The following is a 21,905-nucleotide window of genomic DNA, read 5'->3' as shown; positions in this document are numbered from 1 at the left end:
CGCGGCCCGCTGAAGCGGCGCCGTTTCAGCGGGCCTGGAATTCCCAGCGTTCGGCGGGCGCGTCGGGGGTGGCGGGAACCGTCAGGATCAGGGTCTGGCCGCTGCCGCCGGGCCCCTGCAGGGTCAGGGTGGGACCGCCGCCAAGCAGGCCGGTCAGGTTCACGCCGGGTTCCGGGCAGGCCAGGCGGGTCGTGAAGGCCGGGCCGGTCAGGCCCAGCACCCGCCCGCGCAGGACGTAGGGCGCGCCGACATTGTTGCAGCCGTCCACGCCCCCCACCCGGCCGCCCTGGAAGGTCAGGCTGACGGGCCGGGCGGTGGCGGGGGCGGGCGCACCGTTCACGCGGGTCAGGACGTACGTGGCGGCCGGGTCGGGCTGGTCCGTGACGGTCGGGGCGGGCGCCGGCTGCGGGCCGCGCGTCAGGGTGAGCGTGCCGGCCGCGCCGCTCAGGGTCAGGGTGCGGCCGGTCTGCGTGACGGTCAGGGGCGCCCGCAGCAGGCCGTTCAGGGCGGTTTCCGCCTGGGCCTGGGTGGGCGCGCAGGCCATGCGGGTCGAACTGACCGGCCCGAAGGTCACGCGGGCCGGGCGGCCGAGCAGCGCGCCGGTGCCGCGCAGCGCGTTGCAGCCGACCGAGCCGACGAGCGTGACCTGCGGCCCGTCGAAGGTGACGCTCAGCAGGCCGCTGGTGGGAACGGGGCGCTCCACGTTCCCGGCGCGGACGGTCAGGCGCGTGAGGGTCCAGGGGCCGTTCAGGGTCGGGGGGCTCACCGCGCCTCCATCATTCACCGCGCTGCTGGCCGGGCTGGCGGTGAAGGTCAGGCGGCCCTTCCCGGCGATCAGGGTCAGGGTGTCGCCGCGCAGGTCGTAGCGGGTGGTGGCGCGCAGCAGCGTCAGGTAGTCCTCGCGCAGGCTCAGGGCCGCGTCCGGGCAGTTCTGGCTGCTGCCGCCCTGCACGCCGCGCAGCAGCAGCGCGCTGGTCTGCAGCGCTCCGGCGCTGCCCAGCCGCGCCGCGCCGCTCAGGGGACTGCAGCCGGTGCTGCCGCCCAGCGTCAGCTCTGTGTCGCGGCCGGTCAGGGTCAGGGTGGGCCGGGTCAGGCGGGCGCCGGGCGTGATGGGCGCGGCCGCCGGGGGCCCCGGCGTGGCCGGCTGCAGGGTCTGCAGGACCCAGGTCGTGCCGGTCAGGGTTGGGGCCGGGGCGGGGGCGGGCAGGGCGGTCAGCACGGCCAGGGTCAGGGACAGCAGGGCGCTCATGGGAACGGTTGTACACCGCGTTCCTGATGAACACGTGACCGCCGGTCAGGACGGCAGAACGGGACAGCCGGGCGCGGCGGTGCGTAGAATGTCAGCCAAACGCCCGTTAGGGTCCGGTGGGGCGGCACGCACCGCCGACCGGACCACTGACCTCACGTGTGCGACGCCCGGTTCAGCCGGGCCGGGGGCAGGAGGAACGACATGACACAGGACCGCCGAATTCGAGTACTGATCGCCAAACCCGGCATGGACGGCCATGACCGCGGCGCGAAGGTCGTGGCGCGCGCGCTGCGTGACGCGGGCATGGAGGTCATCTACACCGGCCTGCGCCAGACCGCCGAGATGATCGTGAACGCCGCCGTGCAGGAGGACGTGGACGCCATCGGCCTGAGCGTCCTGTCCGGCGCGCACATGCATTACTTCCGGGAGGTCATGACCCTGCTGCGCGAGCAGGGCGCCGCGGACATCATCGTGTTCGGGGGCGGCATCATCCCGGACCAGGACCTGCCCACCCTGGCGGAACTGGGCGTGGGGCGCGTGTTCACGCCGGGCGCCAGCACCGAGGACGCCGCCACGTACCTGCGCGGCGCGGTGCAGGCCCGCTGGCAGGCGCAGGGCGAGGCGTGAGCCTGTCATGATGCCGGGCATGCCTGCCCCCGGACCCGCCCATGAGTGACGCCGCGCTGCCCCGCCCCGCCCTGAACCTGGGGCAGCTGGCCCCGCTGTACTCCGCCCAGGCACTGGCGACCGGCGCGACCACCGTCAGCACCGTGCTGGCCAGCCTGATCATGAGCGGCCTGCACTTCGAGACGCTGGTGGGCCTGCCCAGCACGCTGATCAGCACGTCGGCGGCGCTGTCGGCCGGGGCGTTCGGGGCGCTGATGCTCCGCCGGGGCCGCCGCGCCGGCCTGAGCGCCGCCTTCGCACTCGGGGCGCTGGGGGCCGGCGTGGGTTTCGTGGGCGCCCGCTTCGCGCTGCTGCCGGTGTTCCTGCTGGGCGCCTGCATGATGGGCGCGGCGCAGGGCGGGTACCAGCAGGCCCGCTACGCCGCCGCCGAGAGCGTCCCGGACGACCGGCGCGGCGCGGCGCTGGGCGCGCTGATGCTCATGAGCGTACTCGGGTCGTTCCTGATGACCGGCGCGTCCCGGCCCATCGAGGCGCTGGGCGCGGCGCTGGGCAGCACCCCGGAAGTCGCCGGGTGGCTGGTCGGCGGGGCGCTGCTGGGCGCGGCGGCCCTCTTGATCCAGGTCTGGCGGCCCGTCACGGCGGCCCAGGCGGCCACCACTCCCAGCGCGAAACTGAAGGTCCGGGAGGCCTTCGCCATTCCCGGCGTGCGCAGCACCGCGCTGGCCCTGGCCGCCGCGCAGGGCCTGATGGTCACCCTGATGAGTCTCACGCCGCTGCGGGCGCACCACATGGGCCTGGATCACGGCGCGGTCGCCGCGCTGATCAGCGGGCACATCCTGGGCATGTTCGGCTTCGGGTGGCTGACCGGCCCCCTGATCGACCGGCTGGGCCTGCGCTTCGGGTACGTGGGCGGCGCGCTCCTGCTGGCCGCCGCCGCCCTGAGCGCCCCCCAGAGCGGCGCGGCGTGGCTGGCCGTCAGCATGTTCGGGCTGGGCCTCGGCTGGAACCTGGCGTTCGTGGCGGGCAGCAAGGCCCTGACGCGCTTCCCGGCCGCGCAGGGCGTCACGGACGGCCTGGGGTACGTCGCGGCGGGCGTGGGGACCGCGCTGGGCGGCGTGATCATCGCCCGCGCCGGGTTCCCCGTGCTGGCCGGAACCTGCGCCGTCCTGGCGCTGCTCCCATTGATCAGCGCGTGGCGGGTCCGGCCCACCTGACCACCGTGTGGGGAAGAGGCGCGCACACTCCCCTCCCCCACCGGTCACCGCGCGGGAACGGTCAGGGGTTGGCGGCGCTGACGAAGGTGTCGTCCCCGGGCGTGACGCTGCTCCGGCCGCCGCTCTGGTCGTAGCGCACGCCGCTGTTCATGCGGGTCACGGCGACCGCCTGGGTGTTCGCGGCGCTGACGGCCCCATTCGCGGCGAACGAACGGCTCCAGAGATACCAGCGGGGCGCGACGCCGTGCTTGCGGGCCAGTCCGCTCGCGGGGTTCAGGTCGAACACGTAATCCGGGAACACCTCGGTGCGGCTGATGAACTTCGCCATGTTCAGGTTGTTGTCGCCGCCCAGGTCGTTCACGCGGCTGGACTTGATCCACTCGACCGCCACGCCGCTGTTCTTCAGCGCCTGCGCGATGCGGGCGCTGCGGGCGGCAGGGTTCACGTCGGGACTCAGGAACGCGTAGCTGTGCCCGTACCCGGCCGTGGCGGGAGTCCAGTACGGGTCGGCCAGCACCACGCGGCTGGGCCGCTTGGCGGCGGTCAGGGCCGTGTCCGCGTAGGCCCGCTCGGTCATGGCGAGCGCCATCTGCGCGCCCAGCGAGTGACCCATGACGCGCACGCCCTCGGCACCCGCGTACGCCCACTGGCTCAGGGCACTCTTGTAGGCCGCGTAGAAGAGCTGCCCGGCGCTGACGGTGGGCATCCCGGTCGTCGCGTAGGTGCCACCCGGCGTGCGGTACCGCATCCCGATGTTCTGGGCGCGGCCCAGCGTGTCGGTGTAGGCGTACGTGGACGTCCAGATCTTCGCCTGCGAGTGATACGGCGCGCCGCCAGTGCCCTCGTCGTCAGCCAGTTGCGTCCAGTGGTACAGGGCGACGTTCCAGCCGGCGTCGATCCAGGCGTCTGCAACGTTGCGGCCCGCCTCGCTGAAGTAGAAGTTGTCCCGCACACCAGCCACGGTGCTGCCGTCCTGCCAGCCGTGCACGAACACCAGGACGGGCCGGGCGGGATCGTAGTAGCCGGTCATGGCGGCGCCGTCCGTGCGGGCCTTGCAGCCCACGCCGCCCAGCGACCCGGCCTCTCCCTTCGCGTACCAGTACAGGCCGGTATCCAGGCCACTCTGCCCGTACGGCAACGCCAGTTGCGTGGGGCAGGTGGCCGCCTGGGCGGTCAGTGCCCCGCCCCGGCCTCCCTGGGCAGCCAGCGCGGCCTGCGCCTCCCCGAACCCCGCCGGGATGCCCGGCGCGGCGGCCTGCGGTTCCGGAGCGGACGAACACGCACCCAGCAGGGCGCTCAGCAGAAGGGTGGCAGGCAGCAGGGCAGCGGGCCGGGCAGACGACATGGACGGTCTGAGCATTCGGGGATTCCTCCGGGCAGGGCAAGACGCGGCGGGCCGGGCCGGGCAACAGCGCGCCGGCCAGAAACTGGATTGTGTGTGCGAACGGCACCATACGGCACGCCGGGACCCTGAAACCAGCCCCCCCAGTTCAAGAATTCCGGCGCATGAAAAACCCCCCGGCGTGGGCCAGGGGAAGTACGGAACCAATGAAAAGAGCGCCGAGCAGGCCAGGGGCCCACTGCGACGCTCATTTTCTTCTGGCGGAACGGGAGAGATTCGAACTCTCGGTACGGTTGCCCGTACACACGCTTTCCAGGCGTGCCCCTTCAACCACTCGGGCACCGTTCCAGCGCACAGCAGATTAGCGGGTCAGGGCTGGAAAATCAAATCTGGGTGCCGACCCGTGTGCTGTCCGGTCCGGAAAAATGCCGTCCTAGTGGGCTTTTTTGTGACAAAAAACAGAAGAGTATTCGTCAAAAAAGTGCAGCATCTTTGATTCTGTTACGGCGACTTTTCTTCTGGCGTATGTGGGCAGCGACTCATCAAATTCACATTTATGGTGAAGTCGTGTATAGGGCTTTGGTGCAGGAGACACCATGCGAATGAAGCTCGAAACTATCAAGCAGGAGTACGAATTTGACTGTCTCAGTCGCGGCCATTCCAGCAACACCATGCGAGCCTACAGAACGGCATTGCGACAATTTCTCGAATTTGCCCTCACAAACGACACCGAATACGCGGACCAGCTCACCACCTTGGTCATTCGCTCCTTCGCCGCTCACTGCATGAATCAACTGTCCGCTGCAGGAGCTCACGCCCGGTTGCGGGTCGTCAAATCCTTCCTGCGCTGGGCAACGGAAGAGGGTTACTTCCCGATTAATCCTATGGAGCGCGTCAAAATGCCCAAACTCAAGCAGAAAGTCCTAGATGCCGTGCCTAGCCAGGACATGAAACGGCTCCTGCTTGCAGCCTCTAAAAGTGCAACTCCGCTCAAGTATCAGGCGCTTCTGGCAGTCCTGTTCGATACCGGCGTGCGCGTCTCCGAACTCAACAATCTGGAACTGCGTGACATTCTCCCCACCCAATGCCTGATGGTCCGTGAAGGCAAAGGCGGCAAAGACCGAGTGGTGCCGATTTCCCGCCCCACGCTCAAGCTTGTTAATCGTTATCTGCGTGACGAGCGCCCTGACTCTCCCCTGCCCTTCCTGTTTCTCGTGAATGAAGAGTCTGGATATTCGAACGTCTCGGTGTACAAGCTCCTTGAACGCCTGTGCCGCCGCGCTGGGGTCAAGCGTTATGGGCCGCACGCGTTCCGGCGTGGATTCGCGGTGAACTACTTGCGGAATGGTGGTGACCAGTTCACCTTAATGCGGGTGCTCGGGCACACGAATACCACGATGACGAATCGGTACGCTGTCCTGAATACCAATGACGTACAGGACGTTCATCGTCGGGCCAGCCCCATGAATGCACTCCGGTAAGCTGTTCCTGAATAGATAGTCCCTAGTGAGCCGCCCGCGATGATGTCGGGCGGCTTTTCTTGTCGTCTAGAAACGCGGAAGATTCCATGCTGTATCACGCGAAAATGCCTTCTTCAGGGCCACTGCCGAGTTTATCTTTTCCACCTATTCTTGGGTCAGGCGCGTCACTACGCCCAGTTTTTGTGCGGCAGATTGCACAGCGTTCTGCATTGATACAAGCAGTCGTTCTCGGCGCTGCTCGTCTGCCTCTGCAGTGAATTGCACGTACACACCGTCATGAATAAACAGATTAAGTTTCAGGTAGCGAGCGTTTTCGCGGATGAAGTTCAGCAGCGGGCGCATCAGCTCGACTTCGTAAGATTGCGCCTCATAGGCCAGCAGTGAGCGAATAGCTCTATCCTGACGTGTATCTTCCCGCTCCTGCCGCTCCTGCAGCGAGTGGGTTCGACCTGTCGCGTCCACGATTCCCCCATTTTTCCGAATGAGGTCCATGCGAGTCTCCCGAGCTGATAGCAGGGTTTGCATGGTGACGGACGCGTTGAAGAATTCCTCAGCCGTGATACGCGTTTCATGCTGAATTCTCTGCGCCAGCGAATGCTTCGGCATGCCGAAAATCAGAGGGTAGAGCACGCTTTTCACCTGCGACTTTTTGATGTGGGGAAAATGACTATGGATTTCTCCCATGATGACTTCCCAGGCTGAACCCGTCTGCAAGGCTTCCTGAATGCTCGGAATACCCCACACGGCGGCGACAACGGCGAACTGAGCGGCTTCCAGGTCCAACGACACGCAATCGGGCATCAGGACCGCACGAACGGATTTACTCATGTTCTGCAGGCCGAAGCCGATGGTGTACAGTCGCGGACTGCCCAGCGCGGCCTTATAGAGCGGTTGTGGATGAATGCGGAGGCGTTGGAGAATACGGAAATTAGTTTCCATGCTCTTCGGCGGGAGCTGACGGATTCTTCGTTCGACTTCAGGGAAATTAGTTTCCAGGCGAGAAAAGTAGTTCGGCGGTTGTGAGTTCAGGTAATCAAGTTCATCGGCCAGCGGATGACGAATTTCTCTTGCCTCTGCTACCGCTTGCGCTCCCAGTTCTCGATATTCGTTACGGAGCGCCTGCCGCTGCCGCTGTGTGATGGCGCGACCAGTCAGGACATCCACAGTGGGCTGACCGGAGCGAATGTGCTCCTGATGCAGCTCTCGAATTCGGAGAACATTTGCCCCGAATTCAGCCGTGACAGTCGTTGCCCTGCGCTGAACCGAATGACCGGGATGAATTTTCAGAAGAACATCAGGCGCAAGGACCGCTTGAAAGTGTTCCAAACGAGCCCCCACTTCACTGCGGTGATTTTTAATGAGGTGCGAAGTTTTATCCAGAGCGTGAAGAATCTCTGCGGAGCAAATTATCCTCTCTTCGTCATCCTTATCAAACCAAGGATTAAATAGAATATAATCAAGAAATCCAAGACTTAACTTATCAGGTGCTATTCGATTCATCAATTTACGAACTTCCAAACCAACTTGGCTAGACAAATACATCTACTATCAACACTCCTAATCAATAATCACAACGCTACTACATAGACACGAAATCAACTATGAATCAGATTACACACATAGATAAATCTACAATCAAACATACAATATAGAATTAGGGAACCAAATAGGCTCCCTAATAATATTTATCTATAGTTCCGCAAGAATAATCCGCAGAATTAGACACTATTGAAAATTACATCGAGAAAATGCCTCTGGGAACTTGCAACGAACTTCCCACACGAGGATTCCCAGCTCACACTCTGCGCCTCCAATTAGCTGACCCAAGGTGCAGCAACAGGATTTCAGGAGACGCTAAACACCTTCATCACCTCGTCGCCCAGGTGGTTGATGACCTTCACCGCAATATGCCCCGTCTGGGGTTTGTCGAACGGCTGACTAATATCGCTGTTCAGCGTCTCCCACGCCTGCTCGTCAATCTCCGCTTTCAGAGTCGTCTTCAACGCCCCATAGGGGTCATTCGCACCCAGGAAATACGCCTGACGCACGAAGAAACTCTCCGAATCGTAGTTCGTGTCAATGAACCAGCAGGCGATACCGTCCACATCGTCACTCCGCACTTCACCTTTCGCGGGGTCGAACACGTCCACGCCGTTCACCTTCACGCGAATCTGCTTGCCCGGCACGTCCTGAATCTCAATGTCCGGCTCTCCGAAGACCACGAACAGGTTTCCTGCTCCTGTCGGTTTCAGGTCACCGCCCATGTGCAAATCAGCATTCATGCGAGCCTTCAGAACCGGCATATTTCCCAGGCTGTTGAATTCTGTGGCGTGCGCTTCGAAATTGAAGGCACAGACAATCAGAATATCGAAGTCGGCATCTGCCGCTTCCCGTGCGGCCAGCACGATGTCTTTACGCTGCATGGTGCCAAATTCCGGCCCAATGCAAATAGCGGCGCGGCGCTGTTGCCCCTCGTCTTCCTCGTAACGCCCTTCTGCATGGACATATTTCCCAGGCCAGGGCTTCAGCGTGTCGAACGAAATCCGCGCTGCTTTGTCCACCTGTTGCACACCAGCCGTTTTAAGCTGTTCCAGAATCATGTCCGTGAATGACTGAATCGCCTGAACCTCCGGCTCACTGGCCGGGTCTTTCAGGTCTCCGTTCGCGTCCAGCGCCAGCATCCGGTGAGGCGACAGGCTTTCAACGGTAAACGGACCAGCCACACGCACTTTCTTGCTGTCCACGTAAGGGCGGTCATACAGGAATTCAGAATCCGCTTTCGCCGCTATCGAGGAGTCTATTTCCTTCTGCCGGGCAATCCGCTTCTCCCACCATTTCGCCAGTACAGCAGCATGGTCTGCAGGCCAGGAGTCCGCAGGCTGTTGCGGTAGGTTTTCCAGTGTGTAGGAGCGTTTCAACAGAGCGTTTAGCGCAGACAAGTCTTGCGCGGTCTTGTTAGTGATTTTCTGGTTCTCTTTCGCCGCCAAAATTCGCCCATGCAGACGCACAGCAGCCTCTTCCCAGGCGTCCGCCGCTTCACGCGGGATTTCCCACTCTTCCATGTTTTTCGCTCGCAAGGCGACCAGCTCAGCCCTAAGCGATTCAAGTTCAGTTTGCCATTTCTCCCAAATCACATCAATTTCAGCGTTATTAGTAATTGATTTAAGTGTGATGTGCGGAACTCGTTCATAAACAAATCCCTGCCGAATATTTTTACGATTTGAGGAAACCTTGACCACCGAATGAGTAATTTCGGCTTCCTTCACCTGACCTTCTTGACTATCTGCGAGCAAATAGTAAGGGTATCGCGCACCCATTAGACGCGCACGAGCCAACGCCAGAGCTACGCGAGAAGTGTCTACAGTCATCCAACGCCGACCCCATTGTTCAGCAACATAGGCTGTCGTACCAGAACCACATGTCGGGTCAATAACAATATCGCCGGGGTCGGTAGTCATTAAAATGCAACGCTCAATGGCACTTGTCGCAGTTTGCACAACGTAGACTTTTGGGTCAGAACGGCTTTGAATACCACCAATATCCCTCCATAGGTTGTTTATTTGTGTAGCAGGAAAATCATCAAAATGACGAACATATCTGATTGTAGTTTTTGCGCTCTCGATGCGCTGTGCAGCCGCAAGCCGTTTCATTCCAGATTCATTAGTTTTCCATCTAGATTGAAGAGAAGGTGTGTATTTTTTTCCTTCAAATAGCACATTGAACCAAGATGCAGCACCCTCCCCTTTATCCCGGCCCATACTTTGGCTAGTCAAATCACCATCCGTGTAAAGTTTTCCAATCATGCCGCCGCGCTCAAAACCCGAAGAACCGTATTCGCCAGCCTGACCCCTAAGGCCATCAGGGAATATAATTTTCTTATATTTCGTCGCTCCATCTTCTCCCGGCTTTTTAAGTCGTATTATAGGCCTAAACTTAAGATATTCTTTGTTTTTTGCAAACCATAAAATATAATCCAGCGTTCCAGGCATATTATCTGCCGTTGCCCCAGTAGTTTTTTGATATGCAATTAGGGAAACAAAGTTCTCTTCACCAAAGACTTCATCCAGCAAGCATCTAACTCTATGGACGTTTTCATCGCCTATTTGTATGAATATACTTCCGCTTTCATTAAGGAGTTCACGGCCAACAATCAATCTATCGCGAACATAACTTAAGTAGCTGTTTATACCGTCACGCCAAGTATCCCGAAAGGCTTTAACTTGCTCAGGTTCACGCGTGATATGAGTAGCATTTCCGTCTTTCACATCCCTACTAGACGTTGACCACTGGAAATTACTATTGAATTTAATTCCATAAGGCGGGTCGAAATAGATACACTGCACTTTACCGCGTAGGCCTTCACGCTCCGAAAGACTTGCCATAACTTGCAGACTGTCGCCCAGAATCATGCGATTCGACCAGTGCTGTTCATGCTGATAAAACTCGGCTTTCGCTCCTTCCGGTACGCCGTTGAAGTCGCTGAAAAGGTCCGGCATGAAAGCAGGCATTTGTTCCGTTCGCTCCTGCGTCTGCCTAATCAAATCGTTGACCAGAGCACGGGGGTGAATCTTTTCCTGAATGTACAGGGGTGACGCTTGCACAGTCAGTGGTTGCAGGTCTTGCTGGTCTTTGCCACGCCACATCAATTGGGGGTCAAGGTCGGTGTTGCGGTTGTATTTCAGGGTTATAGGCGTAGGATTGCCTTTCTCAGCTACACTCTGCATCTCTGCCGTGGGAATATTCTTGCGCGTGTCGTCATGGTTGATGGTCTCGACAGTCTTAGGGGTACTTTTGCGGGTCACTGGCGCTCTCCCTTCACTCGTTCCTGAATGGCTTGCTCAAGCACGCGCTTGATGGTGGTTTCTGTCGCCTGCCCGAAATCGTCTTCCATGCTGTACAGGTCGGTCAGTTGCACGAAATCCCAGCGTCCAAAAGTCTGCAGGTTATTCACGCCGGGAACCCAGTAGGTTTCCATCGTGGCTTTCTTGTCGTCGGAATTACCGTCTTCCTGCCCTTTGATTTCGACTATCAGGTTCAGCAGGTCATGCTCACCGTTGCCGTCGTTTATGCGGACAATGAAGTCCGGGATGTACTGGCAGACTTTGTTTCCGCTCAGGTACGGCACGCTGAATCCCATGCTCTGATTTTTGACATAGGCGTGAACACGCGGGTGTTCTTCCACGATTTGGCAGAATTTGCCTTCCCAGGTACTATCCAGAATCGCCCAGTTGACGTGGCATTTGTCCGTCGCCGTCTGCCAGCGCAGGGTTTTTGACGTGGTGAAGTTGACGAATCGTGTACTGCCAATCGGGTTGTAGGCGTCCAGAATGGCGCGGATTGGCTGGTCTTGCGTGTGGTAGCGCGTGACGGCTGTCATGATTCGGTTGGAGGCTTCATCGGCCAGGATTGTGTACAGCAGGTGCGCTGGGAATGTGCCAGGCTGACAGTGCAGGTAATTTGCCAGCCATTCTTCCGTGATTTTCTTGAGTTGCCCGAAGAGGTGTAGGGGTGGCGGTTCGTTCGGCTCGCGCCACTGCTCAAGCAGTTTTTGAGTCAGGTGGTAGGCGACGGTTGTCAGGCGAACGTTTTCCAGGTGTTTGATGTCCAGGTTGACGGCTTGCCCGATGATGCCGGAGTTCTGGGTAATGGCAGGGCCAACCATATCGGCGTTCAGGACCAGTTTGCTTTCTGGCGTGAAGGCAGCTTTCAGGCGCTCTTGAGGTAGTTCGACGCGGTAGCCTTCAACTCTCGGGAATTGAATTTCCAGTGCTTCACGTTCCAGAACGGCACGAACGTGAATGGTCTCGCGGGGCTGTTGTGGGGGCGCAATAACTGGCTTAGCGGTGAAGTCGAAGGGAATGCCCAGTACGTCCGCGTACTCGGGATTGAACAGGCCTTCTTCGTTCAGCGTGTAGCTCTGGCGTCTCAGGGCACGTCCGATGACCTGTTCACACAGCAGTTGTGTCCCGAATGCCCGAACACCCAGAACGTGCGTGACGTTGTTCGCATCCCAGCCTTCCGTGAGCATCGAGACACTGACCACGCAGCGAATGCCCGCGCCTAAGTGACCGTCTTTCCCCACTGTGTTCATGACTTCACGCAGCAGGTCTTCATCCGTGAGCTTATCAGCGGCCAGAGCGTTGCCAGTACGCTCTCTCACCGCCTGCCGGAAGACTTCAATTTCGGTTGCAGCCGCTTCCTTAAAGTTGGCATCCAGTGCTTCACCGGACTCAAGTTGCTGACTGTCAATCAGCAGTGTGCGCGGCAGGGCAAGGCGTGCGTTGTTGTCGTCGTAGTTGCGGAAGAGTGCCAGATGTCCGTTCTTGACCACCTTGTGCCCATCGCTGTTTTCTCGTTCGTATCCGCTGATGTACTCGTAAACGAGTTTTGAGGTGCTGGTGTTGTTGCACACGACGATGAAGCAGGGCGGAATATTGATGCCCGCTTGCGTCCACTGCTCGTGCGTCTGCTCGTAATGCCTGTAAAGGGCTTCCAGGGCAGACAGCAGTTTGGGCGGCAGCCGTTCAGGGTCCAGTTGTCCTGCAGCTTTCGCTCCCTTTTTGGGCATGTCCTTCCCAATGTGTTTCCACAACTCTCGGAAAATGGGAGCTTCAGTGCTGGAAATGCTGTCTGACACAGGCACGCGCGGCAGCTTGACGATTCCGCATTCAATGGCGTCCATCAGGGAAAAGTCACTGACTGTCCACGGGAACAGGGTGCCTTCGATGTATCCGCTTCCTGCCAAGAAAAAGGGCGTGGCAGACAGGTCGAAGATGCGCTGCAGGCCCAACTGCCGGTTCACGGCTTCCAGACCGCTAATCCAGAGCCGCGCGGCTTCGTTATTCTCCTGCGCTTCCTTTTTTTCCTCGCCTTTCAGCGTCTCGTCTGTTTCAGGCACGGGCTTTTCGCGGTAGCAGTGGTGCGCTTCGTCGTTCAGGACCAGAATATTTTTCAGGCCCATCAGGTCACCCATGACGCGCTGAATCATCTGTCCTTCCGTTTCCAGGGTCGAGACGGCTTCGCCTCTGCCCTGCAGGAAGGCACGGCTGACTTTCGCCAGTTCGATTTTTTCCCTCAGTCGGAAGGCATGGTAATTCGTGATGACGATTCGGGCTTGCTGCATGTCCTGCATCAGGTCTGCAGGAACAATCTCGCGTTTCAGGTAGTAGTTGTCCGGGTCGTTGGGAAGAAGCACGCGCAGACGGTCACGGATGGTCAGGCCAGGAGCGACCAGCAGGAAACCCTTGGTGAATTTCCGGCTTCCGGGTTGCCGCACTGAGTTGATGGTCTGCCACGCAATCAGCATCGCCATGACCTGCGTTTTCCCGGCGCCAGTCGCCAGTTTCAGAGCAATGCGGTTCAGGCCAGGGTTTGCACCTTCGTTCGCGCTGGCAAGGTAAGTCAGGATGCGCCTGCCGTCCGTTGTGTTCGGTGCGACTTCGCTCAGCCAGATAGCGGTTTCAACGGCTTCAATCTGACAGAAGAAAGGGCGTTGTTGGGTGAATTCATGCGTGCGCCAGTGCTGCAAAAGACGCTGTGTGACTGGCGTAACGCCCCACTTCGAAGGGTCTGGAATGCTGCGCCACTTGTCCACTTCCCGGCGCACTTCGTTGATGTACGAAGTGGTGTCGTACTTCTGCTCTGTGCTGCTCAGCCCTTTGGCGTCCACTAAATCCAGCATGGGCGCGGCGGCGCTGGCTTTCTTCCTGCCCTGCAGCTTTGGCTTGGGAATCGGCGTTACGAAGGATGCGGGTCTCCGCTGCTCCTTCACCTTCTGAGTGGGTTGTCCGTCGTTGTCTAGTTCCCAGTGCCGCTGCGGGTACGCGTAGGGGGAATTCAGAATGGGATGGTCGAAGAAAGGGTTAGACACAGGTCTGGTCCTCGCAGGAGACGATGGTCACAGAAGTGACAGGAAGGGTAAGGAGCCAAGAGCGTTATCGGGAAGGCTTCAGTCAGTCTCGCAGGTCGTCTCTGCTTTGGCTGACTCACTTGCAGAAATCCACCTTTGGAGACCGTGCAAATACCCCCCAAGAATGAGCTTTTGCCCGTCGTGGAGGGTATATAATATCGTTGTCACCGAGCCCTAAGCGTACATACGGCTCACTGGGAGGTCAGGGGATGAAAATAGCGCCGAGCAGGCTTGCAGCCGACTGCGACGCTCTATTTCTGACTTTCGGAACGGGAGGCATAAACACTCTCGGTACGGTTGCCCGTACACACGCTTTCCAGGCGTGCCCCTTCAACCACTCGGGCACCGTTCCAGCGCACAGCAGATTAGCGGGTCAGGGTGGGAAAATCAAATCCGGGGGTGGGCGGGGTGCCGTCCGGCCCGCACGGATGCCCGGCACGCGGATGTCCTAGAATGCAACTGTGACCTTTCTTGCCGTGCTGGCGGTGCTGATTTCTTACGTGGTCGGGGCGATCCCGGCGGCGGCCTGGGTGGCGCGGACGCGCGGCGTGGACATCCTGAAGGTGGGAAGCGGCAACAGCGGTTCCACGAACGTCCTGCGGACCCTGGGCAAGGGGCCGGCGATCGTCGTGGCGATCTTCGACATCCTGAAGGGCGCCGTGGCCATCTGGCTGGCGCGGGCGCTGGGTCTGGACGGGCCGGCGCAGGCGGCGTGCGGCGTGGCGGCCGTGATCGGGCACAATTTCAGTCCGTTCCTGCGCTTCCGGGGTGGCAAGGGCGTGGCCACCACCTTCGGGACGATCTGCGCACTGCTGCCCGTGGCGGGCCTGGGTTTCTTCCTGATGGGCATCACGACCGTGTGGCTCACGCGCTTCGTGTCGGCCGGCAGCATCCTGGGGGCGCTGACCGGGGCGTTCACAGCGTACCTGCTGGGCGCCCCGCTGTGGCTGTCTGTGACCGTCTCGGCGCTCGCCGCGCTGATCGTGTGGCAGCACCGCGAGAACATCCGCAAACTGCACGCCGGGAACGAACGCCGCTTCGGTGAAAAGGTCAGCTGATGCGGACTCCGATTGAATGGCTTTGTAAGCCATTCAATCCGAGCGAAGCGAGTGGAAGAAAAACGGGTTCCGGGCGTGGAGCCGGCAATCCGGTGAAGGTGCGGATTGTTGGCGAAACAAACGGAATCTGCATGAGACGGACTCCGCTGGAATGGGTTGCCAAACCCGCTGGATCCGAGCGGAGACGACCCGCAGAGTGGCCCCGCGCAGGAGGCGAGAAGCGCCCTGGCGGGCCATCAATCCCCCTGTCGCGGGCCGTGAACGAGACAGCCGGAACGCATCACCGGGTTTCCCGTCCAGGTCGGCGGCCACCGGCGGGAACGCCCGGGCCGGGTCGCGCCGGGTTGCCGCTCCGGTCCGGCGCGGCGTGCGCTATGCTGGGCCGGTCAAGACAACCGAAAAGCGGGGAAACCCCATCAAGCTGCGAGGAGTGCATGTCGGCCAGGATTCGCGTTTACGGTAAGGAAGCGGTGTTCGCGCAGGGCGCGTGGCAGTGCGACGACGAGAGCCTCCAGGCGATGCTGCAGGCGCTGGCCGATCCACGCGCCGTCACCGAGGAGCAGGAGCGCACGCACGCGCTGTACGCCGCCGGGCGGTTCGGTGGCCTGATCGCCACCGAGTACGGCTGGGAGGCCGCGCCCCACCCGGAAGCGGAAATCAGGATGGAGGACTTCGCCCCGGCCCGGCAACCCGAACGTGCCGGGTGGCTGAGCTTCCTGCGGCGGCGCAAGTAACGCACCTGCGGCAACTCCTGCCCGTCCTGCCGCGTACCGTGAGGCATGCTCCGCCATCTGCTTCTGGCTGCCCTGCTGACCCTGCCCGCCACCCAGGCGCAGACCGTTCCCGCCCCGAGTGGTGCCGCGCCGACCACGCTGGCGCAGGTGGCCGTGACCGGCACCGTGATCTGGAAGACCGGACATGACGGCTTCATCCTGCGGAGCCTGACTGAACCGGACTTCCTCTTCGCGTTCACCACGAGCGCCGCGCCGAAACAGCCCATCCGCGACCTGAAGATCATGGTGCCCAGGCACGCCCTCAGCGGGACGCAACTGAAGCTAATGCAGGAGTTCCTGGGACGCGCCGGACGCACCTGCCTGAAGCTGAGCGGCCCGCAGGTCCGCGACCTGACGGACTGGCTCGCCACCCAGAGCCTCGAACCCCGGACGTTCGGCACGCTGACCGTCCAGCGGGACGAGGCGCTCGACATGAACTCGTTCACCTATCAGACGACCATCACCCTGACCGTCCCCACCGCCGGACCCTGCATGCACCAGGGTGTGGGCGACGCTCCCGTGCGCCTCTGATACGGACTGCCGTCTGTTTCGCTGGCAACCCGGCAGGGCACCGGGTTGCCAGCTCCACGCCCGGAGGGGCGTTTCTCTCCCACTCTGCGGGGCAGCTCTGCGAGTCGCATCCGCTCGGACCCAGCGGTCTCTGCAAGCCATTCAATCGGAGTCCGTATGACTCCCACCTTCTCTTCACGCTAGGCAGGCAGCCTTGACCCCCGGAGGGGCAGCGCCTACGCTGGGGGGCATGACCGTCATGACCACCATTACCCCGTGAGGGCGGTGTCCTGATGGCAACCGCCCCGCGAGACACGCCGGGCGGTTTTTTTATGGGAAGGAGACGAGCATGCGCGTAGCGATTGTCGGAGCGACCGGAGCGGTGGGGCACGAACTTCTCAAGGTGCTGGAGGGCAGCAGCCTGCAATTCGACGAGTTGCTCCTGTTCGCCAGTCCGCGCAGCGCGGGCACGCAGCTGACCTTCAAGGGCCAATCCCTGACCGTGCAGGTCACGCCGGAAGGGGCGATCGACGCGGACGTGATCCTGGCGTCGGCGGGCGGCAGCATCAGCAAGGCGCTGGCGCCCAGGTGGGTGGAGGGCGGCGCGGTCGTGATCGACAACTCCAGCGCCTTCCGCTACGACGCGGACGTGCCGCTGGTCGTGCCCGAGGTGAACGGGGACGCCGCGCTGGGCCACAAGGGCATCATCGCGAACCCGAACTGCACGACGGCCATCGCCGTGGTCGCCGTGGCGCCCATTCACCGCGAGTACGGCGTGAAGCGCATGATCGTCAGCACGTATCAGGCCACCAGCGGCGCCGGGGCCAAGGGCATGGAGGAACTGCTGGAGCAGACCCGCGCGGAACTGAACGGCGAGCAGGCGCAGGCGAGCGTGTTCGCGCACCCGATTCCCTTCAACGTGATTCCGCACATCGATTCCTTCCAGGACAACGGGTACACCAAGGAAGAGATGAAGGTCGCCTGGGAGACCCGCAAGATCATCGGGGACGACAGCCTGAAGATCAGCTGCACCGCCGTGCGTATCCCCACCCTGCGCACCCACAGCGAGGCCATCACCCTGGAACTCGAACGCCCCGCCACGCCCGAAGCCGTGCGTGAGCTGCTGGCCGGGGCTGCCGGGGTCGAGGTGCGCGACAACCCGGAAGGCAAGCTGTACCCCATGCCCCTGACCGCCAGCGGCAAGTACGACGTGGAGGTGGGCCGCATCCGCGAGTCGCTGGTGTTCGACGGCGGCATCGACCTGTTCGTCGCGGGCGACCAGCTCCTGAAAGGCGCGGCCCTGAACGCCGTGCAGATCGCCGAGTACCTCCAGCAGAAAGGTGCGCTGAAAGCTAAGCAGCGGGCGTAAGGGAGCAGTGGGGCCGGGGGATTGCTCCCCGACTCGACCCAGTCCCAGGAAAGCCGGAGCGTCCTGCCCCGGCTTTTCTGCTGACGTTCAGTCGACGTGGGCTCATACGGACTCCGATTGAATGGGCTGCAAAGGCCATTCAATCCGAGCGGAGCGAGCAGGAGAGAAACGGGTTCCGGACGTGGAGTTGACAGATCGGTGGTGTTCCGATCTGTTAACGAAACAAACGGCAGTCCGTATCAGCTCTCCCCCACTCCCTGCGGCCTAGCCGCGCGTGATGCGGTCCACCTCGGCCCGTTCGTCGGCGGTCAGGGTCCAGCTGGCGGCGACGTTCGCGTCGATCTGTTCGGGCCTCGTCGCTCCGGCGATGACGCTGCTGGTTTCGGGGAAGGACAGCAGCCAGCTGAACGCCAGTTCCAGCAGCGTGTGCCCCTGGGCCTGCGCGAAGGTCCGCAGGTTCTCGACGACCGTCCAGTTGCGCGGGGTCAGGTAGCGGTCCTGAGCGCCCTGGCTGCCCGTGATGCGCGCGCCGTCCGGGAGGGGTTGCCCGGCGTGGTACTTGCCGGTCAGGAGACCGCTGGCGAGCGGGAAGTACGGCAGCAGGCCCAGGTTCAGGTCGCGGGCGGCGGGGATCAGGTCGGTTTCGATGTCTCGGACCAGCAGGCTGTGCTCGTCCTGGCAGGACGTGAAGCGCGCCCAGCCGTGCCGGCGGGCCAGGGCGTCGGCGGCGCGCACGTCGGCAGCGGGCATGTTGCTCACGCCGATGGCCCGCACGAGGCCCTGCTGCACGAGGTCGTTCAGGGTGCCCAGGGTGTCCTCGATGGGCGTGTGCGGGTCCGGGGTGTGCAGCTGGTACAGGTCCAGGTAGTCCGTGCCGAGGCGGCGCAGGCTGGCCTCCAGCGCCCGGCGGATGTACTCAGGGCGTGCGCCCTGCTGGCCGTCACCCATGTCCAGGCCGAACTTGCTGGCCAGGATGATGTTCCGGCGTTCCGGGCCGAGGGCGCGGCCCAGCATCTCCTCGCTGCCGCCCCGGTTGCCGTAGATGTCGGCCGTGTCGAACAGCGTGATGCCCGCATCGAGCGCGCGGCGCACGACGGCGGTGGTGGCGGCCTGGTCGAGGCGACCGCCGAAGTTGTTGCAGCCCAGTCCGACCGCCGAGACGCTCAGTCCGCTGTGCCCGAGGGTCCTGTGTGCGGGGGTGCTGCTGCCTGCCGCCTGGGTGCCTGCCGCGTGGGCGCCTGCTTCCGGGTTGTTCATACGGGCAGCGTAGCGCACCCGCCCGCGCGTCCCTGCACCCTCCGGTGGACGCCACGCCCGGCCCGCATGCGGCACACTGGACGCATGACCCGACCCGACCGGTTCCGCCCCGCGCGCCCTCGCTCCCGCGTGGGTCAGCCCGGCCCGGCAGCGGCCCTGACGGCGGCGCTCGTGGCGGGCATCTGGGGGCAGGAGGTGGCCGATCAGCTGCTGTTCGGCGGGTCGCTGGACCGTTACGGCATCCTCCCGCGTGACACGGGAGCGTTCTGGAACATCCTGAGCGCACCGTTCCTGCACGCGGGCTTCGGGCACCTGATGGCGAACACGGTGCCGCTGGCCGCGCTGGCGTTCATGGGAGCCGTGCGCGGCGTGGGGCGCTTCGTGGCGGCCACGCTGATCATCGTGCTGGTGGGGGGCGCGCTGGTGTGGCTGTTCGGGAGGGGCGGCAGCGTCCACCTGGGGGCCAGCGAACTGGTGTTCGGGTTCCTGGCGTACCTGCTGGGCGTGGGCTGGTGGGAGCGCACGCCGGTCGCCATCGGCGTGGCGGTCGCGGCGTTCGCGCTGTACGGGGGCATCCTGTGGGGCGTGCTGCCCGGCAACCCGTACGTGTCGTGGGAGGCGCACCTGTTCGGGTTCCTGGCGGGCCTGCTGGCGGCGGCGCTGCTGCACGGGCGGCGGCCCCGCAGGGGGGCAGGTCAGAACGGCGTGCCGTTCCGTTGAAGCTGGCGGGCCACCTGCCGCAGTAACCGCGTCTGCTCGGGCCAGAACAGGTCCGGCACCTGCCCGCTGCGGCCCGACAGGGGGTGCCATTCCAGCCTGTAGCCCGGCTCCAGCGGGGGCAGAGCCTCCTGCTGTGTGGTGGTGCCCAGGTAGTAGCGGGTGACCTGCCACTTCGTGCGGGCGTAGTTCAGGCGTTCCAGGGTCGCCAGTTCGCGGAGGATCTGCACGCCCTCCAGACCGGCCTCCTCGCGCAGTTCGCGGTGCAGGGCGTCCCGGTGGGTTTCGCCGGCTTCCAGGCCACCCTTGGGCAGTTGCGGGTAGGGGCCGGGTTCCACGACGACCGCGACCTGCCAGCCGCCCGGCGTACCTGCCAGTGTGGCGGTATCCAGCTTGAGGGGGCGCAGGATGACCCCGCCCACGCTAAGGCGCGGTGGCACGCCATCCGGGCGGGTGTAGTGGGTGGCGTCCGGGGGCGGCAGCGGCCCTTGAGAGCTCACAGCTCGACCGGGCCGCCGGGGGTGGTCAGGACCGCGCGCAGTTCGGGCTGCGGGCCCCTTTGAACCTCGACCTCGCCCGTGAAGTTCAGGGTGTCCAGCGCGGCGCGCAGCGCGTCGGGGTCGGGCGTGCCCAGGTGCAGGGTGCCCAGGCGCACGCCCCGGTCGGGCAGGCGGGTGGGGGGCGGCGGGGTCTCCCAGCAGATCAGGGACGGGTGCGGGCCGCCGCCGGGCAGGTGGCCGTCGGCGGGGACGGTCAGGGTCCAGCGGTTCGCGCCGCGTGACAGGGCCAGCACGTCGGGACCGGCCGGCAGGTGCGGCACGCCCGCCACCCAGTGGATCAGGGCCGGGCCGTGCGACAGCCGCCGCTGCATGGCGGGGGTGTCCAGGCCGAACCAGCGGGGGCGGGCCGGGGCGGGGGCCTGCGGGTTCACGGCGATCACTTCCAGGTAGGCGTCGGGGCCCAGGGACAGCAGGGCGTTGTGCGTGCCGAACAGCTCGTGCTCCCCGCCCGGTTCCAGCGGGCAGTGCAGGCGGCCTTCCAGCCACGCGCGGCCCTCCCCCAGGGTGCGGGCGGCGACGACCAGATGATCCAGTCGCGCACCCGGTCGGGCCGGGGCGGGGTGGGCGGTCATGCGCCCCTGGGGCGGCTCATGCCGGCCGGGTCGTTCAGGAGGATCGCGGCGGCCTTCTCGCCGCTTTCCATGGCGCCCTGAATGCCGCTCATGGAGGTCGCCTCGCCCGCCAGGATCACGCCGGGCAGGGGCGTGGCGTGACCGGCAAGGGTGGCGGCGTACCCGGCGGGCTGCGGGTACTGCGCGTGCCGGATGCGTTCGACCAGCAGGGTCCGCAGCGCGGCGGTCTGCGGGCCGTACCAGCGTTCCAGTTCGCCGCGCACGCGGGCGTCCAGCGCGTCGTCGTCGAGGTCCGGGAGGCCCAGGACGGTCACGGTCAGCAGCGACTGGCCCTGCGGGGCACGCTGCGGGATCACGTTCGACAGCCAGTGCGCGTTGTTGATGAAGCCCGCCCCGGCGTTCAGCAGCAGCCGCGTCTCGCGGTCCAGGCCGTGCGGCGCGGCGTAGTGCAGGTACGTGCTGCCCAGGCTGCCGCGCCCGGTGGGCTGGCCGGTCAGGGCGGCGGCGCTGTCCGGGTCGGTCGCGACGATCACCTGCCGCGCGTCCAGTTCCCCGGCGCTGGTGGTCACGGTCACGTGCGCCGCGTGGGCGTTCAGGTGCGTGGCGCGCACGCCGGTCACCACGTCCAGCCCGCCCGCCAGTTGCGCCGCCACCTCGCCCATGCCCGCGCGGGGCAGGGCCGCGCCGCCGTCCATCAGCATCCGGAAGTAGTAGCGGAACAGCCGGGCGCTGGTGTCCAGCTCGCGCCGCAGGAAGATCCCCCCGAAGAACGGCCGGAAGAAACGGTCCAGCGCGCCCTCGCTGAAGCCGAATTCGCGCAGGAACGCCTCGGTGGACTGGTCCTCGCCGCGCAGCAGCGTGTGCGGCGCCGGGACGCGCAGCTTCAGGGCCAGGGCCGCCACGCGCGCCTTGTCGGGCACGCTCAGCACGCCGCTCAGCAGGGTCGAGGGCAGCGCTGCCGGGTCGCTCAGGGGACTGCCCAGCGTGTCGCGCTGCTCACCCCGGCACACCACCGCCGAGGACGGCACGGGCACGAGGTCCAGCGCGCCCAGGTCCAGCTGCCGCCGCACCGCCGGGTACGCCGGGAACAGCACCTGATACCCGGCGTCCAGCGTGAAGCCGTTCACGGCGCGCGAGTGCACGCGGCCCCCCACGAACGGCGCGGCCTCCAGCACCCGCACCCGCTGCCCGGCGCGCGCCAGAACCCGCGCCGCCGTGAGTCCCGCCAGCCCACTGCCGATCACCACTGCGTCATGCATGCGTGCAG

17 protein-coding genes and 2 tRNA genes are annotated in these 21,905 nt (G+C 63.7%); 8 read left to right on the top strand and 11 right to left on the bottom strand.

Annotated features, from left to right (window positions below; all coding sequences use genetic code 11):
• Nucleotides 1–25: 25 nt before the first annotated feature.
• The gene (locus tag ABDZ66_RS00695; RefSeq protein WP_343754975.1) at nt 26–1,249 is read right to left on the bottom strand and encodes an META domain-containing protein; all 1,224 of its coding nucleotides are present in this window, start codon (nt 1,247–1,249) and stop codon (nt 26–28) included.
• A 201-nt stretch (nt 1,250–1,450) separates the two neighbouring features.
• Here ABDZ66_RS00695 and ABDZ66_RS00690 point away from each other — a divergent pair, with 201 nt between their 5' ends.
• On the top strand, nt 1,451–1,876 hold the full coding sequence (locus ABDZ66_RS00690) for a cobalamin B12-binding domain-containing protein (RefSeq protein WP_343754973.1): 426 nt from the start codon (nt 1,451–1,453) through the stop codon (nt 1,874–1,876).
• Between the two features lie 41 nt (nt 1,877–1,917).
• Complete coding sequence (locus ABDZ66_RS00685; RefSeq protein WP_343754971.1) at nt 1,918–3,090, top strand: MFS transporter; 1,173 nt, start codon at nt 1,918–1,920, stop codon at nt 3,088–3,090.
• A 61-nt stretch (nt 3,091–3,151) separates the two neighbouring features.
• On the opposite strand, the gene ABDZ66_RS00680 is transcribed toward ABDZ66_RS00685, so the two are convergent.
• Complete coding sequence (locus ABDZ66_RS00680) at nt 3,152–4,450, bottom strand: hypothetical protein (protein ID WP_343754969.1); 1,299 nt, start codon at nt 4,448–4,450, stop codon at nt 3,152–3,154.
• A 240-nt stretch (nt 4,451–4,690) separates the two neighbouring features.
• Nucleotides 4,691–4,780, bottom strand: a tRNA-Ser gene (locus tag ABDZ66_RS00675).
• Between the two features lie 254 nt (nt 4,781–5,034).
• Between ABDZ66_RS00675 and ABDZ66_RS00670 the strand changes: the two genes are divergently transcribed.
• Nucleotides 5,035–5,913 (top strand): tyrosine-type recombinase/integrase, encoded by an 879-nt coding sequence (locus ABDZ66_RS00670; protein WP_343754967.1) that lies wholly within the window; start codon nt 5,035–5,037, stop codon nt 5,911–5,913.
• 144 nt (nt 5,914–6,057) lie between these two features.
• Here ABDZ66_RS00670 and ABDZ66_RS00665 read toward each other — a convergent pair whose 3' ends face one another.
• From ABDZ66_RS00665 to ABDZ66_RS00650, 4 genes are all read right to left on the bottom strand, one after another.
• Nucleotides 6,058–7,431, bottom strand: a complete 1,374-nt coding sequence (locus ABDZ66_RS00665; RefSeq protein WP_343754965.1) for a hypothetical protein — start codon at nt 7,429–7,431, stop codon at nt 6,058–6,060.
• Between the two features lie 326 nt (nt 7,432–7,757).
• A complete protein-coding gene (locus ABDZ66_RS00660) occupies nt 7,758–10,715 on the bottom strand; it encodes a site-specific DNA-methyltransferase (protein ID WP_343754963.1) in 2,958 nt (985 codons plus the stop codon).
• On the bottom strand, nt 10,712–13,783 hold the full coding sequence (locus tag ABDZ66_RS00655) for a BPTD_3080 family restriction endonuclease (protein ID WP_343754961.1): 3,072 nt from the start codon (nt 13,781–13,783) through the stop codon (nt 10,712–10,714). The genes ABDZ66_RS00660 and ABDZ66_RS00655 overlap by 4 nt, the downstream gene beginning before the upstream one ends.
• Before the next feature lie 304 nt (nt 13,784–14,087).
• Nucleotides 14,088–14,174 (bottom strand) — tRNA-Ser (locus ABDZ66_RS00650).
• A 109-nt stretch (nt 14,175–14,283) separates the two neighbouring features.
• Here ABDZ66_RS00650 and plsY point away from each other — a divergent pair.
• The 4 genes from plsY to ABDZ66_RS00630 all read left to right on the top strand — a co-directional run bounded on the left by plsY (nt 14,284) and on the right by ABDZ66_RS00630 (nt 17,532).
• On the top strand, nt 14,284–14,880 hold the full coding sequence (plsY, locus tag ABDZ66_RS00645; protein ID WP_343754959.1) for a glycerol-3-phosphate 1-O-acyltransferase PlsY: 597 nt from the start codon (nt 14,284–14,286) through the stop codon (nt 14,878–14,880).
• A 434-nt stretch (nt 14,881–15,314) separates the two neighbouring features.
• Entirely contained in the window at nt 15,315–15,614 is a 300-nt protein-coding gene (locus ABDZ66_RS00640; RefSeq protein WP_343754957.1) for a hypothetical protein, read from the top strand.
• A 45-nt stretch (nt 15,615–15,659) separates the two neighbouring features.
• Nucleotides 15,660–16,184, top strand: coding sequence for a hypothetical protein (locus ABDZ66_RS00635; protein ID WP_343754955.1), 525 nt, complete (start codon nt 15,660–15,662; stop codon nt 16,182–16,184).
• Between the two features lie 328 nt (nt 16,185–16,512).
• A complete protein-coding gene (locus tag ABDZ66_RS00630) occupies nt 16,513–17,532 on the top strand; it encodes an aspartate-semialdehyde dehydrogenase (protein ID WP_055362111.1) in 1,020 nt (339 codons plus the stop codon).
• Nucleotides 17,533–17,796: 264 nt separating this feature from the next.
• Here ABDZ66_RS00630 and ABDZ66_RS00625 read toward each other — a convergent pair whose 3' ends face one another.
• A complete protein-coding gene (locus ABDZ66_RS00625; protein ID WP_343754952.1) occupies nt 17,797–18,789 on the bottom strand; it encodes an aldo/keto reductase in 993 nt (330 codons plus the stop codon).
• A gap of 84 nt (nt 18,790–18,873) precedes the next feature.
• Here ABDZ66_RS00625 and ABDZ66_RS00620 point away from each other — a divergent pair, with 84 nt between their 5' ends.
• A complete protein-coding gene (locus ABDZ66_RS00620) occupies nt 18,874–19,509 on the top strand; it encodes a rhomboid family intramembrane serine protease (RefSeq protein WP_343754950.1) in 636 nt (211 codons plus the stop codon).
• Here the strand turns inward: ABDZ66_RS00620 and ABDZ66_RS00615 are convergent.
• From ABDZ66_RS00615 to ABDZ66_RS00605, 3 genes are read right to left on the bottom strand one after another with little or no spacing between them, the layout of a single operon-like run.
• Nucleotides 19,485–20,006 carry an NUDIX domain-containing protein gene (locus ABDZ66_RS00615; RefSeq protein ID WP_343754948.1) on the bottom strand — a complete coding sequence of 174 codons (522 nt, stop codon included), beginning with the start codon at nt 20,004–20,006 and terminating at the stop codon, nt 19,485–19,487. The two genes, ABDZ66_RS00620 and ABDZ66_RS00615, sit on opposite strands and share 25 nt — an antisense overlap.
• Nucleotides 20,003–20,638, bottom strand: coding sequence for a VOC family protein (locus tag ABDZ66_RS00610; protein WP_343754946.1), 636 nt, complete (start codon nt 20,636–20,638; stop codon nt 20,003–20,005). Before ABDZ66_RS00610 ends, ABDZ66_RS00615 begins: the two co-directional genes overlap by 4 nt.
• The gene (locus ABDZ66_RS00605; RefSeq protein ID WP_343754944.1) at nt 20,635–21,897 is read right to left on the bottom strand and encodes an NAD(P)/FAD-dependent oxidoreductase; all 1,263 of its coding nucleotides are present in this window, start codon (nt 21,895–21,897) and stop codon (nt 20,635–20,637) included. The genes ABDZ66_RS00610 and ABDZ66_RS00605 overlap by 4 nt, the downstream gene beginning before the upstream one ends.
• Nucleotides 21,898–21,905 lie beyond the last annotated feature (8 nt).

The sequence above is a fragment of the Deinococcus depolymerans genome, from assembly GCF_039522025.1.
Lineage (GTDB): Bacteria > Deinococcota > Deinococci > Deinococcales > Deinococcaceae > Deinococcus > Deinococcus depolymerans.
This window is presented reverse-complemented; position numbering and strand designations above follow the sequence as displayed.

What these genes read in the sequence shown, in the direction of transcription:
- ABDZ66_RS00640 (WP_343754957.1), top strand. Translation starts at nt 15,315, where the DNA reads ATGTCGGCCAGGATTCGCGTTTACGGTAAGGAAGCGGTGTTCGCGCAG.
- ABDZ66_RS00685 (WP_343754971.1), top strand. Translation starts at nt 1,918, where the DNA reads ATGAGTGACGCCGCGCTGCCCCGCCCCGCCCTGAACCTGGGGCAGCTG.
- ABDZ66_RS00620 (WP_343754950.1), top strand. Translation starts at nt 18,874, where the DNA reads ATGACCCGACCCGACCGGTTCCGCCCCGCGCGCCCTCGCTCCCGCGTG.
- ABDZ66_RS00625 (WP_343754952.1), bottom strand. Translation starts at nt 18,789, where the DNA reads ATGAACAACCCGGAAGCAGGCGCCCACGCGGCAGGCACCCAGGCGGCA.
- ABDZ66_RS00610 (WP_343754946.1), bottom strand. Translation starts at nt 20,638, where the DNA reads ATGACCGCCCACCCCGCCCCGGCCCGACCGGGTGCGCGACTGGATCAT.
- ABDZ66_RS00630 (WP_055362111.1), top strand. Translation starts at nt 16,513, where the DNA reads ATGCGCGTAGCGATTGTCGGAGCGACCGGAGCGGTGGGGCACGAACTT.
- ABDZ66_RS00695 (WP_343754975.1), bottom strand. Translation starts at nt 1,249, where the DNA reads ATGAGCGCCCTGCTGTCCCTGACCCTGGCCGTGCTGACCGCCCTGCCC.
- ABDZ66_RS00690 (WP_343754973.1), top strand. Translation starts at nt 1,451, where the DNA reads ATGACACAGGACCGCCGAATTCGAGTACTGATCGCCAAACCCGGCATG.
- ABDZ66_RS00605 (WP_343754944.1), bottom strand. Translation starts at nt 21,897, where the DNA reads ATGCATGACGCAGTGGTGATCGGCAGTGGGCTGGCGGGACTCACGGCG.
- ABDZ66_RS00680 (WP_343754969.1), bottom strand. Translation starts at nt 4,450, where the DNA reads ATGCTCAGACCGTCCATGTCGTCTGCCCGGCCCGCTGCCCTGCTGCCT.
- ABDZ66_RS00670 (WP_343754967.1), top strand. Translation starts at nt 5,035, where the DNA reads ATGAAGCTCGAAACTATCAAGCAGGAGTACGAATTTGACTGTCTCAGT.
- ABDZ66_RS00635 (WP_343754955.1), top strand. Translation starts at nt 15,660, where the DNA reads ATGCTCCGCCATCTGCTTCTGGCTGCCCTGCTGACCCTGCCCGCCACC.